This is a genomic window from Acinetobacter halobius, from assembly GCF_044130335.1.
GTDB lineage: Bacteria > Pseudomonadota > Gammaproteobacteria > Pseudomonadales > Moraxellaceae > Acinetobacter.
In genome coordinates this window covers 131793-148172 of record NZ_JBIQOD010000009.1, presented here as the reverse complement: position 1 = coordinate 148172, position 16380 = coordinate 131793, and the positions used below count along the sequence as shown (strand labels likewise).

General features: G+C 41.5%; 13 protein-coding genes. 9 read left to right on the top strand and 4 right to left on the bottom strand.

What is annotated here, in order from left to right; all coding sequences use genetic code 11:
- Positions 1-253 precede the first annotated feature (253 nt).
- The 6 genes from ACE01U_RS10070 to ACE01U_RS10045 all read left to right on the top strand — a co-directional run bounded on the left by ACE01U_RS10070 (position 254) and on the right by ACE01U_RS10045 (position 5689).
- Positions 254-1153, top strand: coding sequence for an MlaA family lipoprotein (locus ACE01U_RS10070; protein ID WP_086209817.1), 900 nt, complete (start codon positions 254-256; stop codon positions 1151-1153).
- A gap of 98 nt (positions 1154-1251) precedes the next feature.
- Entirely contained in the window at positions 1252-2220 is a 969-nt protein-coding gene (gigA, locus tag ACE01U_RS10065) for an RsbU family protein phosphatase GigA (RefSeq protein WP_395579372.1), read from the top strand.
- Positions 2221-2332: 112 nt separating this feature from the next.
- Positions 2333-2854: an anti-anti-sigma factor GigB gene (gigB, locus tag ACE01U_RS10060; protein WP_086209819.1), complete on the top strand. Its 522-nt coding sequence runs from the start codon at positions 2333-2335 to the stop codon at positions 2852-2854.
- A 23-nt stretch (positions 2855-2877) separates the two neighbouring features.
- Positions 2878-3702: a carbon-nitrogen hydrolase family protein gene (locus ACE01U_RS10055; protein WP_395579370.1), complete on the top strand. Its 825-nt coding sequence runs from the start codon at positions 2878-2880 to the stop codon at positions 3700-3702.
- A 347-nt stretch (positions 3703-4049) separates the two neighbouring features.
- A complete protein-coding gene (locus ACE01U_RS10050) occupies positions 4050-4475 on the top strand; it encodes an organic hydroperoxide resistance protein (RefSeq protein WP_086209821.1) in 426 nt (141 codons plus the stop codon).
- A 125-nt stretch (positions 4476-4600) separates the two neighbouring features.
- Entirely contained in the window at positions 4601-5689 is a 1089-nt protein-coding gene (locus ACE01U_RS10045) for a hypothetical protein (protein WP_395579369.1), read from the top strand.
- 74 nt (positions 5690-5763) lie between these two features.
- Here ACE01U_RS10045 and gspE read toward each other — a convergent pair whose 3' ends face one another.
- Positions 5764-7251, bottom strand: a complete 1488-nt coding sequence (gene gspE / locus ACE01U_RS10040) for a type II secretion system ATPase GspE (RefSeq protein WP_395579368.1) — start codon at positions 7249-7251, stop codon at positions 5764-5766.
- A gap of 114 nt (positions 7252-7365) precedes the next feature.
- On the opposite strand from gspE, the gene ACE01U_RS10035 reads away from it, so the two are divergent.
- Positions 7366-8178, top strand: coding sequence for a DUF432 domain-containing protein (locus tag ACE01U_RS10035; RefSeq protein WP_395579376.1), 813 nt, complete (start codon positions 7366-7368; stop codon positions 8176-8178).
- A gap of 9 nt (positions 8179-8187) precedes the next feature.
- Complete coding sequence (locus ACE01U_RS10030) at positions 8188-9111, top strand: mechanosensitive ion channel family protein (RefSeq protein WP_086209825.1); 924 nt, start codon at positions 8188-8190, stop codon at positions 9109-9111.
- A 49-nt stretch (positions 9112-9160) separates the two neighbouring features.
- Here ACE01U_RS10030 and ACE01U_RS10025 read toward each other — a convergent pair whose 3' ends face one another.
- The gene (locus tag ACE01U_RS10025; protein ID WP_395579367.1) at positions 9161-11866 is read right to left on the bottom strand and encodes a DUF2339 domain-containing protein; all 2706 of its coding nucleotides are present in this window, start codon (positions 11864-11866) and stop codon (positions 9161-9163) included.
- A gap of 162 nt (positions 11867-12028) precedes the next feature.
- Here ACE01U_RS10025 and polA point away from each other — a divergent pair, with 162 nt between their 5' ends.
- Positions 12029-14794, top strand: coding sequence for a DNA polymerase I (polA, locus tag ACE01U_RS10020; protein WP_395579366.1), 2766 nt, complete (start codon positions 12029-12031; stop codon positions 14792-14794).
- Between the two features lie 143 nt (positions 14795-14937).
- Here the strand turns inward: polA and ACE01U_RS10015 are convergent, their stop codons facing one another.
- Together ACE01U_RS10015 and proC are read right to left on the bottom strand one after the other, a co-directional pair.
- Positions 14938-15507 carry a YggT family protein gene (locus ACE01U_RS10015; RefSeq protein WP_004979206.1) on the bottom strand — a complete coding sequence of 190 codons (570 nt, stop codon included), beginning with the start codon at positions 15505-15507 and terminating at the stop codon, positions 14938-14940.
- Positions 15508-15532: 25 nt separating this feature from the next.
- Complete coding sequence (proC, locus tag ACE01U_RS10010; RefSeq protein ID WP_395579365.1) at positions 15533-16363, bottom strand: pyrroline-5-carboxylate reductase; 831 nt, start codon at positions 16361-16363, stop codon at positions 15533-15535.
- Positions 16364-16380: the final 17 nt, after the last annotated feature.

Here is a 16380-nt window from a genome sequence, read left to right as displayed (position 1 = left end):
TTTATCAGAAGTTTTAATCTTCATCACCGCCGATGGATGTGCATTCTACAGCATTTCTATCCCCTTGCAACCCCCTTCTCTCAATTATTTATAAAAAAACTCCCACTTGTTTATTTATTCGACAAAAATACATCTTTTTACTAACATTTCTTAAAATTTGATTTAACAATGAGCAATTAAGAGCTGTTAATATAGTTAAAAGATTATATTTTTAATTCAATCTGCTGATTATAAAGTTCCGGAACTCTTTTATATGCAACACATTCGCCATTTATGTGCAGGTCTTCTGTTTATAGGCTTCACGACTTTTGCATTTGCTGAAGATGTAACTACAGCTTCAAGCGAAATAGATACCAGTGCTGATCCACAAGCAGCTTCATCTTCTTCGCTTAAAGAATTGAAGAACATTAAAGCGAAAGATTTAAAAGTAGATGCCAATGCAGCACAACCCGATAGTGTAAAAGATCCACTTCAACCCTTAAATCGGCAAATTTTTGCTGTTAATGATGCATTAGACCGTGCAATCGTTCGCCCTATTGCTGTTGAATATAAAGAAAAGATTCCCTCAACTGTTCGTGATTCGTATAGTGGCTTTCGTAAAAATCTTGGTGAGCCTTGGAATGCAGTCAACCAATTAATTCAGGGAAGACCTGGTCGTGCGGCAAAAACATTAGGTCGATTCACTATTAATACAGTGACTACTTTAGGCTTTGCAGATCCTGCTTCGCGCTTAGGTTTAGAAACGGAAGATGAAAACTTTGGTACAACACTTGGCTATTGGGGCGTGCCTTCTGGCCCATACCTCGTACTCCCAGTTTTTGGACCTAGTACTTTCCGTGATGGTTTTGGTTTGGTCGTTGATGGTTATGCACGTCCGCAACGGTACATTCTAGAAGATGAAGAAGGCCTATATTGGTCCGAACAAGTTTTACGTGGTATTGATGTTCGCTCACAACTCATTGATATTGAAGGTGCGATTCAAGGCGACAAATACTCTTCAATTCGTGATATTTATTTACAACGTAAAAACTTCATTATTGCTGAGAAAAAGGGTGTAGAAGCTGAAGGTATGTTTATTGATGATGTTGGTGACGATGACTCTACCGACTCCCCTTCTTCTAATCAATCACATCAAATGTTAGATACGGAATAACAATGGGTTACAGCTAGAGCTGAATTTTCTTTCTCTAGCTGTAATTTGCTTGTTATAGTAAAGCTATAGCTTAATGCTAAGGATAAGCCAATTTTTTTATGTATTTCATTCAACCCTCTCGCCATATTCCATATTTAGAACAGGTGCTAGACACACTGCCCAGTGTGCAAATGATTCGCATAGAAGATATTGATCTTTATGACCCAACGATTATTGCGATTGCTGATATCCAAGATTATTTAGAGCACAAATGGGTACTCCCAACGATCGTGCTTGCCTTTGAAAATGAAGGAAGTGCTTTAGCTCAAGCTTGGGAGCTCGGTGCATTAGCTGGTTGGATGTGGAATAAACTACCCTGTAACCCACAACAATCCTTACTTAAGATTGATGCACAATATAAACGTAACCAAGATAGTCGAGATCTACCTTCTGCAGCCGAATTGCAAAAACGACTTTTGCCTAATCCCATAGAATTACAAAACTATACCGTTGAAACCTTTTTTCAGCCTTCTGCTTATTTGTCTGGCGATTGGTTTGATTACTGGAAAATTAGTGACAAAGAACTGATGTTCTATTTGGCTGATGTTTCTGGACATGGTGTCACCAGTAGTTTATTAACCTCTTGGATGGCGGCTTTTCATGGTCGTGCCAAAACACCACGTGGGCTCATTAAGAAACTTAATGGCATGTTGGTGCAAGAAAATATTGAAAAGCACATTACCATGATTGCAGGAATTTTAAACCTCGAAACCCACCAACTACGATGGTCGAGTGCAGGACATTATCCCCCTGCCATTGTGTTTGAACCAAACCAAGCACCTAAAATATTAAACACCAGCAGTTTTCCTCTTGGCCTTACCGAAGAGCTAGAGGTTGAAGAGCATGAATGTGTGCTCAACCGTCATGCCCGCTTCATTATTTGTTCCGATGGAGCTCTTGAACCGTTCAGTGGTGGACTAAATGATCAATTCACACAATTGGTCTATCATTTGCAAAATCAATCCTTTGAAGCACCAGAGCATGTTGCAGACGATATTGCTATTTTAAGTTTACGTCGAATGAATTAATCAAATTATCAATAACTTATTACAATATCCTAGTTTCTAAGACTGTTAGATACTTGAGTAAGTATTTGCCCTATGGGATAATTTCCTATCCTTCTCTGCAAATGGCATTTATATGTCAACAGGTCATGTTGAATATGCAAGCTTGAATGGAACGCATATTTTTAAGCTTATTGGCGAAGTGCGTGCCCAATCTTGTATCAGTCTAGACAAACTTTTAAACCGTATTGAACAACAGTCAAATGTTGTTGGTGCAATCGTAGATTTAACTCAAACTACATTCATTGACAGCACTGTGTTAGGCATTTTGGCGAAGTTAGGCTTAAAGCTTAAACAGATCCATAATATCCAAGCTGTCATGTTGTCCACCAACTCAGATATCACGACCTTGGCCAATAGTATGGGGCTAGGGCAAGTTTTTGTGATTTTAAATTACTGCGGTGATCCAAACGTTTGCACCCTTGAACTTACAGAAGAACATATCACGCATCGTAATATGTTAACTACTGTGTTGGATGCACATAAAACGTTAATGGAACTCAACCAAAGTAATCAAAACATGTTTGAACCTTTAGTTAAACAATTGCAAAAAGAACAAGACAGCCTCGACCAAGTGTCGCAGCAACAAAACGCATAACAACAAATTCTACAGGCCCATTTATGACTTTACTTTCTGCTGTACAGATGAATTCTCAAAATGACATTGAAGCAAATTTCATTGTCATTGAGTCTCTGATTCAACAAAGTAAAGCAAATGGTGCTGAACTCATTGTGTTTCCAGAAAACTTCGTGTGTTTTGCAGCAGGCAAACAGCGCGAGACTGCAGCACAGTTCAAAGATATTCAAAAACGTTTAGAAAAATTGGCGCATCAATACCAAACGTGGATTGTTGCTGGAACGTTGCCATGCCCCTTTCGTCCAGATGGTTCAGTGATTAAGGATGGTCGTGTACGTACAGTGAGTCTTTGTATTAGTCCTGAGCGTACCGAAGCACGTTATGACAAAATTCATTTGTTTGATGTGCAAGTTGGCGATGCTGTAGGTGGTTACCAAGAATCTAAATTTTTTGAACCTGGTACAGATGTCGTTGTAGCAAAAACACCTTTTGGTGATATCGGCTTAATGGTGTGCTATGACTTACGCTTTCCTGAACTGGCTTTAACTTTACGCGCGAAAGGAGCAAATATCTTGACGGCGCCTGCTGCATTTACTTACACCACAGGTCAAATGCATTGGCAATTATTATTACAAGCACGTGCGATGGATAGCCAATGCACTGTATTAGGCGCTGCGCAACAAGGTTGGCATGGTGAAAAAAGACAAACTTGGGGGCATACGGCAGCAACCAATAGCCGTGGTCAAGTTTTGGATTTGATTCATACTCAAGGTGCTCAGCTAATTACAGTCCCTTTTGACTTGGCTGAACAAACTCATATCCGTGAAAGTATGCCATTGATGCAACACCGAAAATTAATGCAGTTTTAAATCAAGTCACAATCTTTAAAAACTACTGACTTCTTCGCACCAAATTATCTTGATGAACATCTACTGTTCTTCTACGGAAGAAATCTCCAATACTAAAAATACATAACTCTATTTACCTTTAAATGGTGAATAATGTCACTGATTACATTCCGTTTGCGTTCACATGAATAAGCCACAGCTAGGAATACTTTGAGAACTAGCAGTCGAACCTATATGATTGATTTTTAATAGACTAAAGTCTCAATTTAATCATAAAGATTTTCTGTGTAAATTTACAAAAACACTGCTTATTCTTTCTATGATTTAAGACAGGATAAGGACTCAAATACAATATTTAGGGAATCAAAATGTCTTTAGAAAAAGTCGTTTATACAGCACATGCAAAAGCAACAGGTGGTCGTGATGGTAGCGCAACGTCATCAGACGGCATTTTAAATGTTAAATTGGCAGTGCCTAAAGAAATGGGCGGTGCAGGTGGTGGCACCAACCCTGAACAGCTTTTTGCCGCAGGTTATTCTGCATGTTTTCTGGGTGCGATGAAGTTTGTCGCAAACCGTGACCATTTAAAAATTACACCTGACGTATATATCGAAGGTGATGTTGGGATTGGTCCAATTCCAACAGGCTTTGGTATTCAAGTGACTTTAAATATTCATTTAGAAGGTTTAGAGCAAGCAGAAGCGCAAAAATTGGTGGATGCAGCACATATCGTTTGCCCTTACTCAAATGCGACGCGCGGTAATATTGATGTGACATTGAATGTGATTGTTTGATTGATTCTCACCTATCCTAAAATAATTTTAGGATAGGTTTTTAAAAAAAAGATCAAAAATAATATAGTCTTAAATATAAAAAATAGATAATATATCTGCATAACTACAACTAAACACATAATAATATGGCAGCATCATTTTATGTCTGGGACGCGACACAGCATAATCCACAAACTACAATTTCTACGCTAGAACAAGCAGAGTATTTTGCCACTCATCCACAAGATTTGGGTTTTACTGAAAATCTAAAAAACTGGTTGTTGGATGTTGAACAAATAGTTACTAATCCTGAACTTGCTGAAAACTTTGATGAAGAAATCATTCAATTTTTTACAAATGCTAAAGGCTATTTTAATTTTTCCAGTAATGTTTTTGTGATTGAGTATTTACAGGAAAAAAGTAAATACCTCTATAAAATATTGGTTGAAACATTACGAAAGCATAACCTTGTTGCATTTGATGCAAAACATTATGTGTTTTTTAGTCGGGATGTCATTTTTCCAGATCAGAAAAATATTGAACAGATGTTGGATGCTGTACAAGCTGTAACGAAAGAGCAATTAGAACAGTTTCAGGCTATTCCGTTAAATGAAGATAAATTGGTTGCTTTTGCTAAGCAATGGTTGAAGAAAAATCAGGATACATTACATTTCACTTATCAGAGAAGAAAAGATCAATATAATGAACGTCTTGGGTTGTATAGAGAGGGTGGAAAGGGAGTATATGAAAATATTTTAATTCTAACCGCATCAAACCCATTTGGTTATAAGCATATTTGTGTAACAAGCTATGTACAGATTAAATCAAATATTGCCATTAGAATTTTCAGGGAACATCCTATTAATAATAATACATTACAATACATTCCAAATATACATGGTAAAGATGGTAAATTATCACAACTTATTCATTCTGAACAGTTAAAAAATATTTTCCAACAATTTCATAATTTCCTAATTTATGATGCAGAAAAACACAAAGATGTAGAAACGCTCAATCAGTGGTTTAATCATGGCGATGAAAAAGAATATATTACAGGTTTAGGCGTAATATCTCGTTTATTGCTAGCAAAATATGTGAATGATCCTTTATACGATCAATTGGTAGCTGAAGCCCTTCCTTATGTAAATAGAAATAGATTTTTTAAAAATATGACAGTTGAACAATTCCATGAAAGATTAGAGAAAGAAATAAGAGATATTTTAGACAAATAAACTATATCTACAGAAAAGAATAAAAAGATGTGCTTGATAGCACATCTTTTTATTTAGAGTGACAAAAAAAATCCTCACTCTGCCGCTTCATTGGTCACACGTAATACTTCTTCCAACGTAGTCTTCCCTGCCAATACTTTGCGCAAACCATCATCACGAATAGAGCCTGAATGTTGTCGTGCATAAGCTTCTAGTTCAAATTCAGCTGCGTTGCCATGAACTAAACGACGCATTTGGTCATCCACAGGGACAATTTCATAAATAGCGGTACGCCCCGTAAAACCTGTATGTGAGCAATGTTCACAGCCATTTGGTTGAGGTAACTGAAGTTCTGCTTTGGGATTCAAATGCTGAAATAATTGTGTTTCAAACGCATCGGCTTCATGCCAAGTGGCACACTGGCTACATAAAGTGCGTACCAAGCGTTGTGCGATAACACCAATCAAAGAACTCGATAGCAAAAACGGCTCAATGCCCATATCTTTTAAACGAGTGACCGCCCCAATGGCTGTATTGGTATGTAGTGTAGATAATACTAAATGCCCTGTGAGCGATGCTTGTACCGCAATTTCAGCAGTTTCTAAGTCACGGATTTCCCCCACCATCACCACATCAGGATCTTGGCGCAGCATGGCTTTCAAGGCTCTCGCAAAAGTCATATCAACTTTGGTGTTGACTTGCGTCTGTCCAATCCCTTCAAGTTGGTATTCGATCGGATCTTCGGCGGTCAAAATATTTTTAGAGCCGTCATTGATGTCTGAAAGTGCTGCATAAAGCGTTGTAGTTTTACCCGAGCCTGTCGGCCCTGTGACCAAAATAATTCCGTGTGGTCGATGCACCAATTGAGTCAAACGCTCATAATCAGGTTTCAATAAGCCCAAATGAGTCATGTTCAAACGACCCGCTTGTTTATCTAATAAACGCATCACCACGCGTTCGCCATGTGATGATGGCAAAGTTGATACCCGCACATCGACTTCACGGCCAGCTAAACGCAGTGAAATACGCCCATCTTGCGGAATTCGTTTTTCTGCAATATCCAATTTGGCCATGACCTTAATACGTGATACCAAGAGCGGTGCTAGTTCACGGCGGGGTTGAACAATTTCACGTAATTGTCCATCCACTCGTAAACGCACCGATAGTTTCTTTTCAAAGGCTTCAATATGAATATCGGATGCACCAACACGAATGGCTTCAGACAATAAGGCATTAATTAAACGAACAATTGGGGCATCATCTTCTTGATCCATCAGATCTTCAGCTTCAGGCACTTGGTCGGCTAAACTGAGTAAATCAGGATGGTCTTCTAAACCTGCGGCCACTTGCTGTGATTCACCACTGTCGCCTGCAAAGCTACTACTCAAAAGCTGATGAAACTCTTCATCACTACACAATTGATGTTGTGCTGCCACACCTAAAAAACGACGCGCCTCTTGCAAAGCCAACAACGGGGTACTTTCACGGCGCACAATATAAGCTTGATCGCCTTCGTAGCGTAGTAGCACGCCATGTCGTTTAGCAAAACTATAGGGAATTTGTAATTGTTTAAGCACTTGCATCTTAAAATTATAATAATGATGAAAAATATTATTTTGAGTGTACTCTAAGCGTATGACAGCGTGAAGTCTGTTTTTCACTGATTTGCAATATAAGGAAATGTGCTGTTGCCTAATATGAATGAACTGTTTGAATCGGATAGCCCCAATTTAAAATGGTGGGGCGAATACAACTTTGAGCTGAATCAAGCCCATGCATGGCAATTTGGCTCATTACTCTTTCGCCTCACTCGTGGTCTACAAGAGTGGCGTTTAGAGTTTCATCGTCCTCAAGTGCAGTATGACTATGAGCAAAAATGGCATGCGATAGAAGACCCACATTTCGCCTTTCCACACCCTGTCGAAATCAAACGCTACATGTTTAAAAACACCCACTCTACGATTCAACTGATGCCACGTTTAGCTGATCGTTCAGTGGTGATTAAGCCTGTCGATCCGATTTACATTCCTGCGGGGCAACGTGGGACACTTTATATCAGTACACCTTTGTCAATTTCAGGTTTTATTGAAGGTCAGCGCGACCCTTTATTTGATATTCCTGTGATTTTACCCAAAGAAACGTGGTTTGGCCCAAATCATCGTACTGGGGAAATTGCTTATGCGACAGCCGTCGATGGAAGGACTGAATTACATCAGTTAAAACCACGCGCTTTTCGTGCAGTGACGCCTATTGAGTTTCAAAACACCAGCCATTTACAACTACGTTTTGATCGAATGAACGTCCCCGTTCCTGCATTACCACTCTTCTATAGTGAAAGTACGGGACGACTTTGGACTTCACAAATTAAAGTCATGCATGAAGGAATTGATCGACCACCTCGTATCCGTATCGAAAACCGAACACCACCACATGCAGGTAAAGTCATTTATATGCATCCGCCACGCTCTTCGGCAAGTGCACTGTTTAATATGTTTGATTCATTCTTCTAGGGGGAACGTATGCCAAATTCAAATATTCCCCAAGAGATTAGCAGTAGCCTAAAAGGCATTTTCACCAACATCAACACAGAGCGATTAACCGAAATCCTAATTGCCTTAGTATTGTGTTTTGTTGGTTTTGTCTTGGCACGTTTAGTTTCCAATACCTTTATCCGCACCATTGGGACTAAGTTTAACGCCCATCAACGACTAGTTTGGCGGCGGGGTATCTTTTACTTCATTTTCTTGATCTTTGTGATGGCAAGTCTCAAAGAAGCAGGTTTTAAACTGAGCGTCTTTTTAGGCGCCGCGGGTATCTTAACAGTAGCTTTGGGTTTTGCTTCGCAAACCTCTGCATCCAACTTAATCAGTGGTTTATTTCTTATTGGTGAAGGTTCTTTTGAAATTGGCGATACCATTCAAATTACCCTCATTCGCGGACATACCATTGAAGGTGAAGTCATCTCAATTGACTTACTCTCAGTTAAACTATTGACTCAAGACAATATTTACGTTCGACTCCCCAATGAACAACTGATTCGGGCACCTGTCCATAACCTCTCTAAGTTTCCAATACGGCGTATTCCAATCACCTTAGCGATTAACTTTCATGAAGACATCATTAAAGTCCGTGAAGTACTGATTGATGTGGCCAACAAATACCCTTTGGTGCTTGCAGATCCCAAACCTGCTGTGACAGTCACCGCCTTTCGCGAATCGTCAATTGAGTTACTGTTTGCCGTGTGGTGCCAGCAAGATCACTATCTACAAGTCCGTGATGAAATGCAGGAACGGGTTCGTAACGGGTTCTTAGAGAACCAAATTGAAATTCCTGTACCAAAAATGGGTTTTGTTGATCACCCACTTTCACGTCCTTTGTCTCATGAAGATATTGATCAATATACCAATGCCCAAGCTCTAAAACGTGAGCCGAATATCAAATAAATCAATGCAGCTCCTTATGATTCATACCGACATAAGGAGCTGAACTTGTTTAATTAGTCTTTTCTTCAAGTTCAGGCATCGGCGCAATATACGCGATTACCAACATCACTAGGCCAGCGCCCAAAAACGAAATCACACGGGTGAGTGTCCCAATGTGAGATAAGTCAAACAAGACCAATTTCAGCGTCACAAGAACTAAAATACACCCACCAAAAATCCACAATGAACGCAAATTACGCTTGGTTGCCGTCAGCATACAAATGAATGCCAAACTGACCCAAAGCAAAGTAAAGCTCAATTGCACCAAGGCATTTTCCCACATTTGCCAGTCATTATAAGGTGTTAGGAAATAGACATGCAGCGCACGTAGCACCACATAACTACTCAGCCAAAGGAGACTCGACATCATCAAAATAGCACCTAGACTTTTTTCCAAGCCTGCTTTCATCTGTAAATTCAGCATCCAAATAAACCCGATCAGCATCGCAATACTGATCAAGTCGAATGGGTTGAATATCGGCAACCAATATAGTTGAAAAGCTTGCTGGCTAAAGATCTGAGAACAGACGATCCAAAACAGCATAAGCACTAAGGTATTACGCGCCTGCCAAAACTTTTGCCACAAGTTTGGAGTGGGCTGCGCATAACACCATACGGCAAAGGCGAGCGGTAAAATAACGATGCTCAGATATGGCATACTTGGAATGAGGGTTAAACTGGTCAGCGCCAAACTCAATAAAGCACCCAAACTCACCCATTCCAACTCATCCTCCACACCCTGTAACGGGCGTAACCACAGCAAGGTGAGTAATCCGCTCGTTAAAGCAAACAATAGACGGTCTAAGCCAGAATGCCACATAATGATGCCATCATGGCTCAAGTCAACCAAGAAAATAAAGGCAACCGCATACAACGGAATCAGGCCAACCCATTTGGGCAATAGCCATGACCAACTGGCTTTGCAGTAGAGTAGCCACTCATTCAACACGCTATATAAAAGCGTAATGATCAGTAGCGCTATTGTTACCTGACTTTTACTGTCGATTTCATCTAAAAGCAAAATAAACAACATGCTGGTTGCTGAAAGCAGTTGTAAGCAAAAAAAGGCAATCGTGGCAAAAGACAGCTGTTGTCTAAAGCGCTCTACACTGTTGGCAACGGCAACCACAGCAAAATAACTCAGACACAACGCCCAATAAACTTCCGTTGGAAAACGATTGAGCTCGACCACATAGTAGAGGCTCGACAGTCCTGCTACCGCCAATAAGCCCATTGCCAAATATCGACTCAAGCTCGAGGTACGATACAAAGCGTAGATAAAGATCAGCGCACCCTCGACACTCCAACCCACCACACCCCACTGATCAGGCAGTAAAATGGGAGGTATCAACGCCAAAAAGACCAAAGACAAACTGAGATAACTTTGTGCAATCAGCTCAACACTGTGAGCTCTTTTTATAAGTTGATAAAACATGGCATAGAGCGCTGCGAAGCCTAGACTGAAGCCTGCCTGCCAAGTCGTTTCCTCAAAATACATCACATACAAAAAAGCAAAAGCAACAATGGGTGCCGCAAAAATTAGAGCCACATCCAAGATCGGGTTCAACTTGAATTGAGTTAAATCCTCACGTGCCAACAGTTGACTATAACGAAAACTCAGCCAAATAAAGACGGCACTATGGGCCAAAACCAACAAGGCAAGCATGTCACGCTCAGGCGCTTTGCCTTGATAAAAAGCATACGCTCCACCTACGACCACTGTCATTAAAAAGGCAATTTGGTTAAGGACTTTCCACGGTCTGAACGTGCTTAAAACAGCAACCGCAATATTGATGACCAAATAGTAGGCCACCAGCTCTATCGCAGTGGCATTCCGTACAGGTAAGGTAAAAGGTGCTAAATATGCAATGACCATCGCCATTAACGCTAGTTCAATCGACTGCTGTCTTAAACTAAGCCAAAGTGTCACTGCCATCACCACCACAAAGCACAGGCTTGCAATTGCTAAACTTGCAATCACGGCGTTGTAGTAAGCAAAAAATAAGGTCAAAAATAAACCTGACAGTCCAAGTGCTTCCAAAGCCAAAGCAAAACTGCGGTTTTTGTGTTGAAGCACATAACCAAAGACCACGACAGATACACTCACCACTGCAACAAGTCCCAGCTTAACCGCTAGGCTCAATTGCCAATGCTCGGTGGCAAAACGCAATAATAAAATGAGCCCAATCAACAGCACCACGATTGCAACTTTTAACACAGGATTACCCTGCCACAGCCAGTGTTTCACTTGTTCACTGAGACTTAAATCATCTGTGTTATTTAGAACGTTGGACTTCGTGGGTAAAGGGAGAGAGTTTTCAAATTCTGGGAAACGGTCGGATATACCCTGATGTGGCTGTGCTTGCACAGATAACAATAGATATTCTAGGCGACGCAACCAGCGAAAGAAAAAGAACAACCAACCACTGATCCCCAACCCAATGAGTCCGCCCCATTGCCCCACCATCCCGATTAAAATGACGAAAGACGCAAGGTAAAGCGGCACTTTTGACGTTGGCTGAAAAGCAATGCCCCGTTGTTCCGCCAACGTCGTACTGGGTTTTTCAATACTATCAACATAGTGCATGACACTCATGACCCAAGCGATTCCACACAATGCACTTAATAGTGGCACAACTAAAAACCATGCTGCAATTGCAACAATGGTCAGCCCCATCAACCACATCATGCGAATTTCACGCTGTCCTGTTTGCATCCGTTCTCAATCTCTTTTTCTCATCTTCAAATAATACATCAGCTTGGCGTCACTATTTAAGCGCTGAACGGTAACCATCTATGCCAATCGGTACATCAATACACTTTGTTCTGCGTCAAAATCACGTACAATAAACAGGTTATTTGGATAAGGAATCTTGCAATGCCACCATTTGTCTTGGTCGATGGCTCATACTTTTTATTTCGTGCTTTTCATGCTTTGCCACCGCTCACCACGTCAACTGGCTTACATACCAATGCAATTCGTGGGGCAATTTCTGCCATCCAGAAACTGATGCGTCGTACTCAACCAACGCATATGGCGGTCATTTTCGATACCCCTGAACCGACTTTCCGTCATGTGCTGTCGCCCATTTATAAAGGTGACCGCCCAAGTATGCCTGATGAATTATCGGAACAAATTCCATACTTGCATGCCTTAATTCGTGCCTTGGGTATCCCTTTATACATGCTCCCAGGTGCAGAGGCAGATGACATCATCGGGACTTTAGCCAAACGTGCAGAAACCGCGGGACAGCAAGTGCTGATTTCCACAGGCGATAAAGACATGGCTCAACTGGTGACCGATAAAGTCACCTTAGAAGACAGCTTTAAAGACAAGCCGATGGATGTGAATGGCGTGTTTGAAAAGTTTGGGGTGTGGCCAAACCAAATTATTGACTATCTGACCCTAATGGGCGATGCCTCTGACGGCATTATGGGCGTTCCGGGTGTCGGTGCCAAAACTGCGGCAAAACTGTTAACAGAATATGGCTCGATTGGTGGCATTTTAGAAAATGTCGATAAAATTAAAGGCAAAGTCGGTCAAAACATCAAAGAACATGCCGATGGAATTGCTCTAGATCACCAACTAGCAAGTATTGTCTGCGACTTAGAAACAGGACTGACCTTTGACGATCTTAAACTGCAAGACCCGAATACCGAAGCCTTGCGTTCACTATATACCGAACTGGAATTCCGCCAACAGTTGCAATCGCTCGATCATCCAAACAATCCTAATAGCGCAACCTATAAACAAGCGACGCAAGAAATTGTTAAATCAGCACAATCTGAAACCGTTATCAATACGGAAGATCAAGCCGTCCAAAGCAGTGTCGATGACCAACTGGGTCAAGCGAACTACCATACTGTGCTCAGTGCAGAACAGTGGGCATCCTTATTCAAACGTTTAAGTACAGAAAAACGTTTTGCCTTTGATACTGAAACCACCAGTTTAGACTATCGCGTAGCGCAAATTGTCGGTTTTTCAGTCGCATTTGATGCGCAAGATGCATATTACGTTCCACTTGCGCATGATTATGAAAATGCACCTGTGCAACTAGAGCGTGAACAGATCTTGGCACAAATCAAACCGATTTTAGAAGATGAGTCGGTTCAGAAAATTGGCCATCATTTGAAATATGATGCGCATGTCTTAGAAAATCATGGCATCGAGCTAAAAGGCTGGTACTTCGATACCATGTTGGCATCTTATGTACTCAATGCTGTAGCAACGCGTCACGGGATGGATGACGTGTCACGTCTCTACCTCAGCCACTTAACCACCACGTTTGAACAAGTAGCAGGTAAAGGCGCAAAACAGAAAACCTTTAATCAAATTGAGATCGAAACCGCTGCACACTATGCTGCCGAAGATGCCCATGTAACCTATCGCCTGTTTGAAGTGCTTGATGCCAAACTACAAAAGCACCCTGAACTGGTCAATATTTTACACAATGTCGAAATGCCAGTGGCCCGTGTCCTGACCATCATGGAAGAAAACGGCATTGAGCTCGACTTAGACTTCCTCGACCAACTCGGTGTTGAGTTTGCCAATACCATGGCCAATCTTGAAAACCAAATTACCGAACTGGCAGGACAAAGTTTCAATGTTAGCTCGCCGAAGCAAGTCGGTGAGATTTTGTTTGATAAACTCGGACTCAAGGGTGGCAAAAAAACCGCAACGGGCCAGTACAGTACCTCTGAAAGTGTTTTAGAAAAAATTGACCACCCGATTACCGAGCTGATTTTAAACTATCGTGGTTTATCTAAACTCAAAAGCACCTATACCGATGGCTTATTAAAACAAGCCAATAATGATACCCATCGTGTGCATACCAGTTACCACCAAGCACTGACCGCAACAGGCCGTTTATCTTCGACCGATCCAAACCTACAGAACATTCCTGTGCGTGAGGAAATTGGACGTCAAATTCGTAAAGCCTTTATTGCACCGCAAGGTCGCGTGTTATTGGCAGCCGATTATTCACAAATCGAACTGCGTTTAATGGCGCATTTCTCACAAGATGAAGCCTTGGTTGATGCCTTTAATCATGGGCAAGATGTACACCGTCGTACTGCGGCTGAAGTCTTAGGTATCGCCCTCGAAGATGTCACGTCAGACCAACGTCGTCAGGCCAAAGCAGTCAACTTCGGTCTACTCTACGGCATGTCTGAATTTGGCTTAACCCGTCAACTCGGTTTTAGCCGCGAAGAATCGCGTGGCTATATTGCGAAATACTTCCAACGTTATCCGGGCGTGCTCGACTATATGGAACGCACCCGCCAAATTGCACGCGAACAAGGTTTTGTCGAAACCATTTTGGGTCGTCGCTTGTACACGCCAGATATCATGGCAAGCAATAAAATGATCAAACAAGCGGCCGAACGTGCTGCAATTAATGCACCACTACAAGGTTCTGCTGCGGATATTATTAAAATGGCGATGGTTGCAGTTGATCAAATGCTACCGAAAGATCAGGCCAAAATGCTACTACAAGTACACGATGAATTGGTTTTTGAAGTCGATGAAGCTATTGCAGATGAATTGGCACCACAGCTTGCTAAAGTGATGCAATCGGTCTTGAATATTTCAGTCCCTCTTGTAGTTGAAGTTGGCAAAGGTCGAAACTGGGATGAAGCCCACTAAAGCATTTGCGCCTTCCTCCTCCAAGGAGGAAGGCTGGGATGGAAGCTATTTGTCTCCTAAAAGTAAGATCAACGTCTTCATCTAAAAAATTTCAGCCGTAAAAAAAGGACTCGCAATCGAGTCCTTTTTTATTCGCTACAATCTTATAAACCAGTGAGCAGAACAATCGCTACTTCATTCATAATCATTTCAGCAATATACAGCGCCAAGAACGCTACAATTGGAGAAAGGTCAATCATGCCCATATTCGGCAATAAACGGCGAAACGGCGCCAGTAAAGGTTCCGCAAGCTCCTGAATTACCTCAATATAAGGCGAGCGTGACTGCGTAAACATCACCACCCAACTTAAAATAATCGTTGCAAAAATCAAGTAACGACAGAAACGAATCAAGTCCTGAATCATGGTCACAAAAGTTAAAATAACCAAATGCACAGGACTATTTGGCATCGCTCCAGAGAGATACATGACACCAAAAATTTTCAGTAAGTACAATAAAACCAAAAGCACTAAAGCCGCTAAGTTAACGCGACCTTTCGCTACATTTGGAAAAATACGACCAAACATATCCACAATTTTTGTGGCTTTTACGGTCGACATCACCACTGGGTTATAAAAGTTAACCGCTGCCAATTGCATGAGAAAGCGGAAGAACACCAGTAAAATTGCAACGTTAATAATGATGCCAAAAATTAGCGCAGAGTTTGCACCCATACTTGAACTTTCCTAAATAAAACGATTATTTGCTACTTTCACTTAGCTCTTGAGCAAGTTCCTGACTGCGTTTTTGAGCAGCAGCCAATCCAGCTTGGATATTTTGTGAAATTTGTGCACGATCAAACACTTCAAGTGCCGCTTGGGTTGTACCATTCGGTGAAGTGACATTTTTACGCAATTCAGCTGGTGTATTTGAGCTGGTAATTGCCATTTGCGCCGCACCCAATGCAGTTTGCAACGTCAATGCCGTTGCCACTTTTTCATCTAGGCCGAGGTTTTTACCTGCACGGATCATGCTTTCCATCATATAGAAAAAATAAGCAGGACCTGAACCAGACACCGCAGTCACCGCATCAATCTGCGCTTCCTCACCTACCCATAAAGTTAAGCCAGTCGCAGCAAGTACTTGGCCCGCCAAATCACGGTCTTCTTTATCTACAGCCTCAGTGGCATATAAACCATGCGCACCTGTTTGTACTAAAGCAGGCGTATTTGGCATTACACGCACAATACGATCACTGCCAGCGAGTGCAGCAATCGTGGCAATTTCAGCACCCGCAACAATTGAAATAATCAACTTACCGTCAAATAAACCGTTTAATGGTTTTAAAACATTGGCTAAAACTTGAGGTTTAACCGCTAAGACCACGACATCGGCTTCACGAATAGCAGATGCGTTATCCTCAGTCACCACCAAGTCTTTTTCAGCCAATAAATGACGAACTTGTTCAACAGGATCAGAAACCGTAATGCGAGTTGAAGGTAAACCACGTGAAATCAAGCCACCAATGAGGGCTTGAGCCATGTTACCACCGCCGATAAAACAAATATTACGATTCAGCACTGCGCTCATGATTATTTCTCTATCTC

Coding starts and splice junctions, on each gene's coding strand:
- ACE01U_RS10030 (WP_086209825.1), top strand. CDS start 8,188: ATGCCAAATTCAAATATTCCCCAAGAGATTAGCAGTAGCCTAAAAGGC.
- gspE (WP_395579368.1), bottom strand. CDS start 7,251: ATGCAAGTGCTTAAACAATTACAAATTCCCTATAGTTTTGCTAAACGA.
- proC (WP_395579365.1), bottom strand. CDS start 16,363: ATGAGCGCAGTGCTGAATCGTAATATTTGTTTTATCGGCGGTGGTAAC.
- ACE01U_RS10035 (WP_395579376.1), top strand. CDS start 7,366: ATGAATGAACTGTTTGAATCGGATAGCCCCAATTTAAAATGGTGGGGC.
- ACE01U_RS10070 (WP_086209817.1), top strand. CDS start 254: ATGCAACACATTCGCCATTTATGTGCAGGTCTTCTGTTTATAGGCTTC.
- gigA (WP_395579372.1), top strand. CDS start 1,252: ATGTATTTCATTCAACCCTCTCGCCATATTCCATATTTAGAACAGGTG.
- gigB (WP_086209819.1), top strand. CDS start 2,333: ATGTCAACAGGTCATGTTGAATATGCAAGCTTGAATGGAACGCATATT.
- ACE01U_RS10055 (WP_395579370.1), top strand. CDS start 2,878: ATGACTTTACTTTCTGCTGTACAGATGAATTCTCAAAATGACATTGAA.
- ACE01U_RS10045 (WP_395579369.1), top strand. CDS start 4,601: ATGGCAGCATCATTTTATGTCTGGGACGCGACACAGCATAATCCACAA.
- ACE01U_RS10050 (WP_086209821.1), top strand. CDS start 4,050: ATGTCTTTAGAAAAAGTCGTTTATACAGCACATGCAAAAGCAACAGGT.
- polA (WP_395579366.1), top strand. CDS start 12,029: ATGCCACCATTTGTCTTGGTCGATGGCTCATACTTTTTATTTCGTGCT.
- ACE01U_RS10015 (WP_004979206.1), bottom strand. CDS start 15,507: ATGGGTGCAAACTCTGCGCTAATTTTTGGCATCATTATTAACGTTGCA.
- ACE01U_RS10025 (WP_395579367.1), bottom strand. CDS start 11,866: ATGCAAACAGGACAGCGTGAAATTCGCATGATGTGGTTGATGGGGCTG.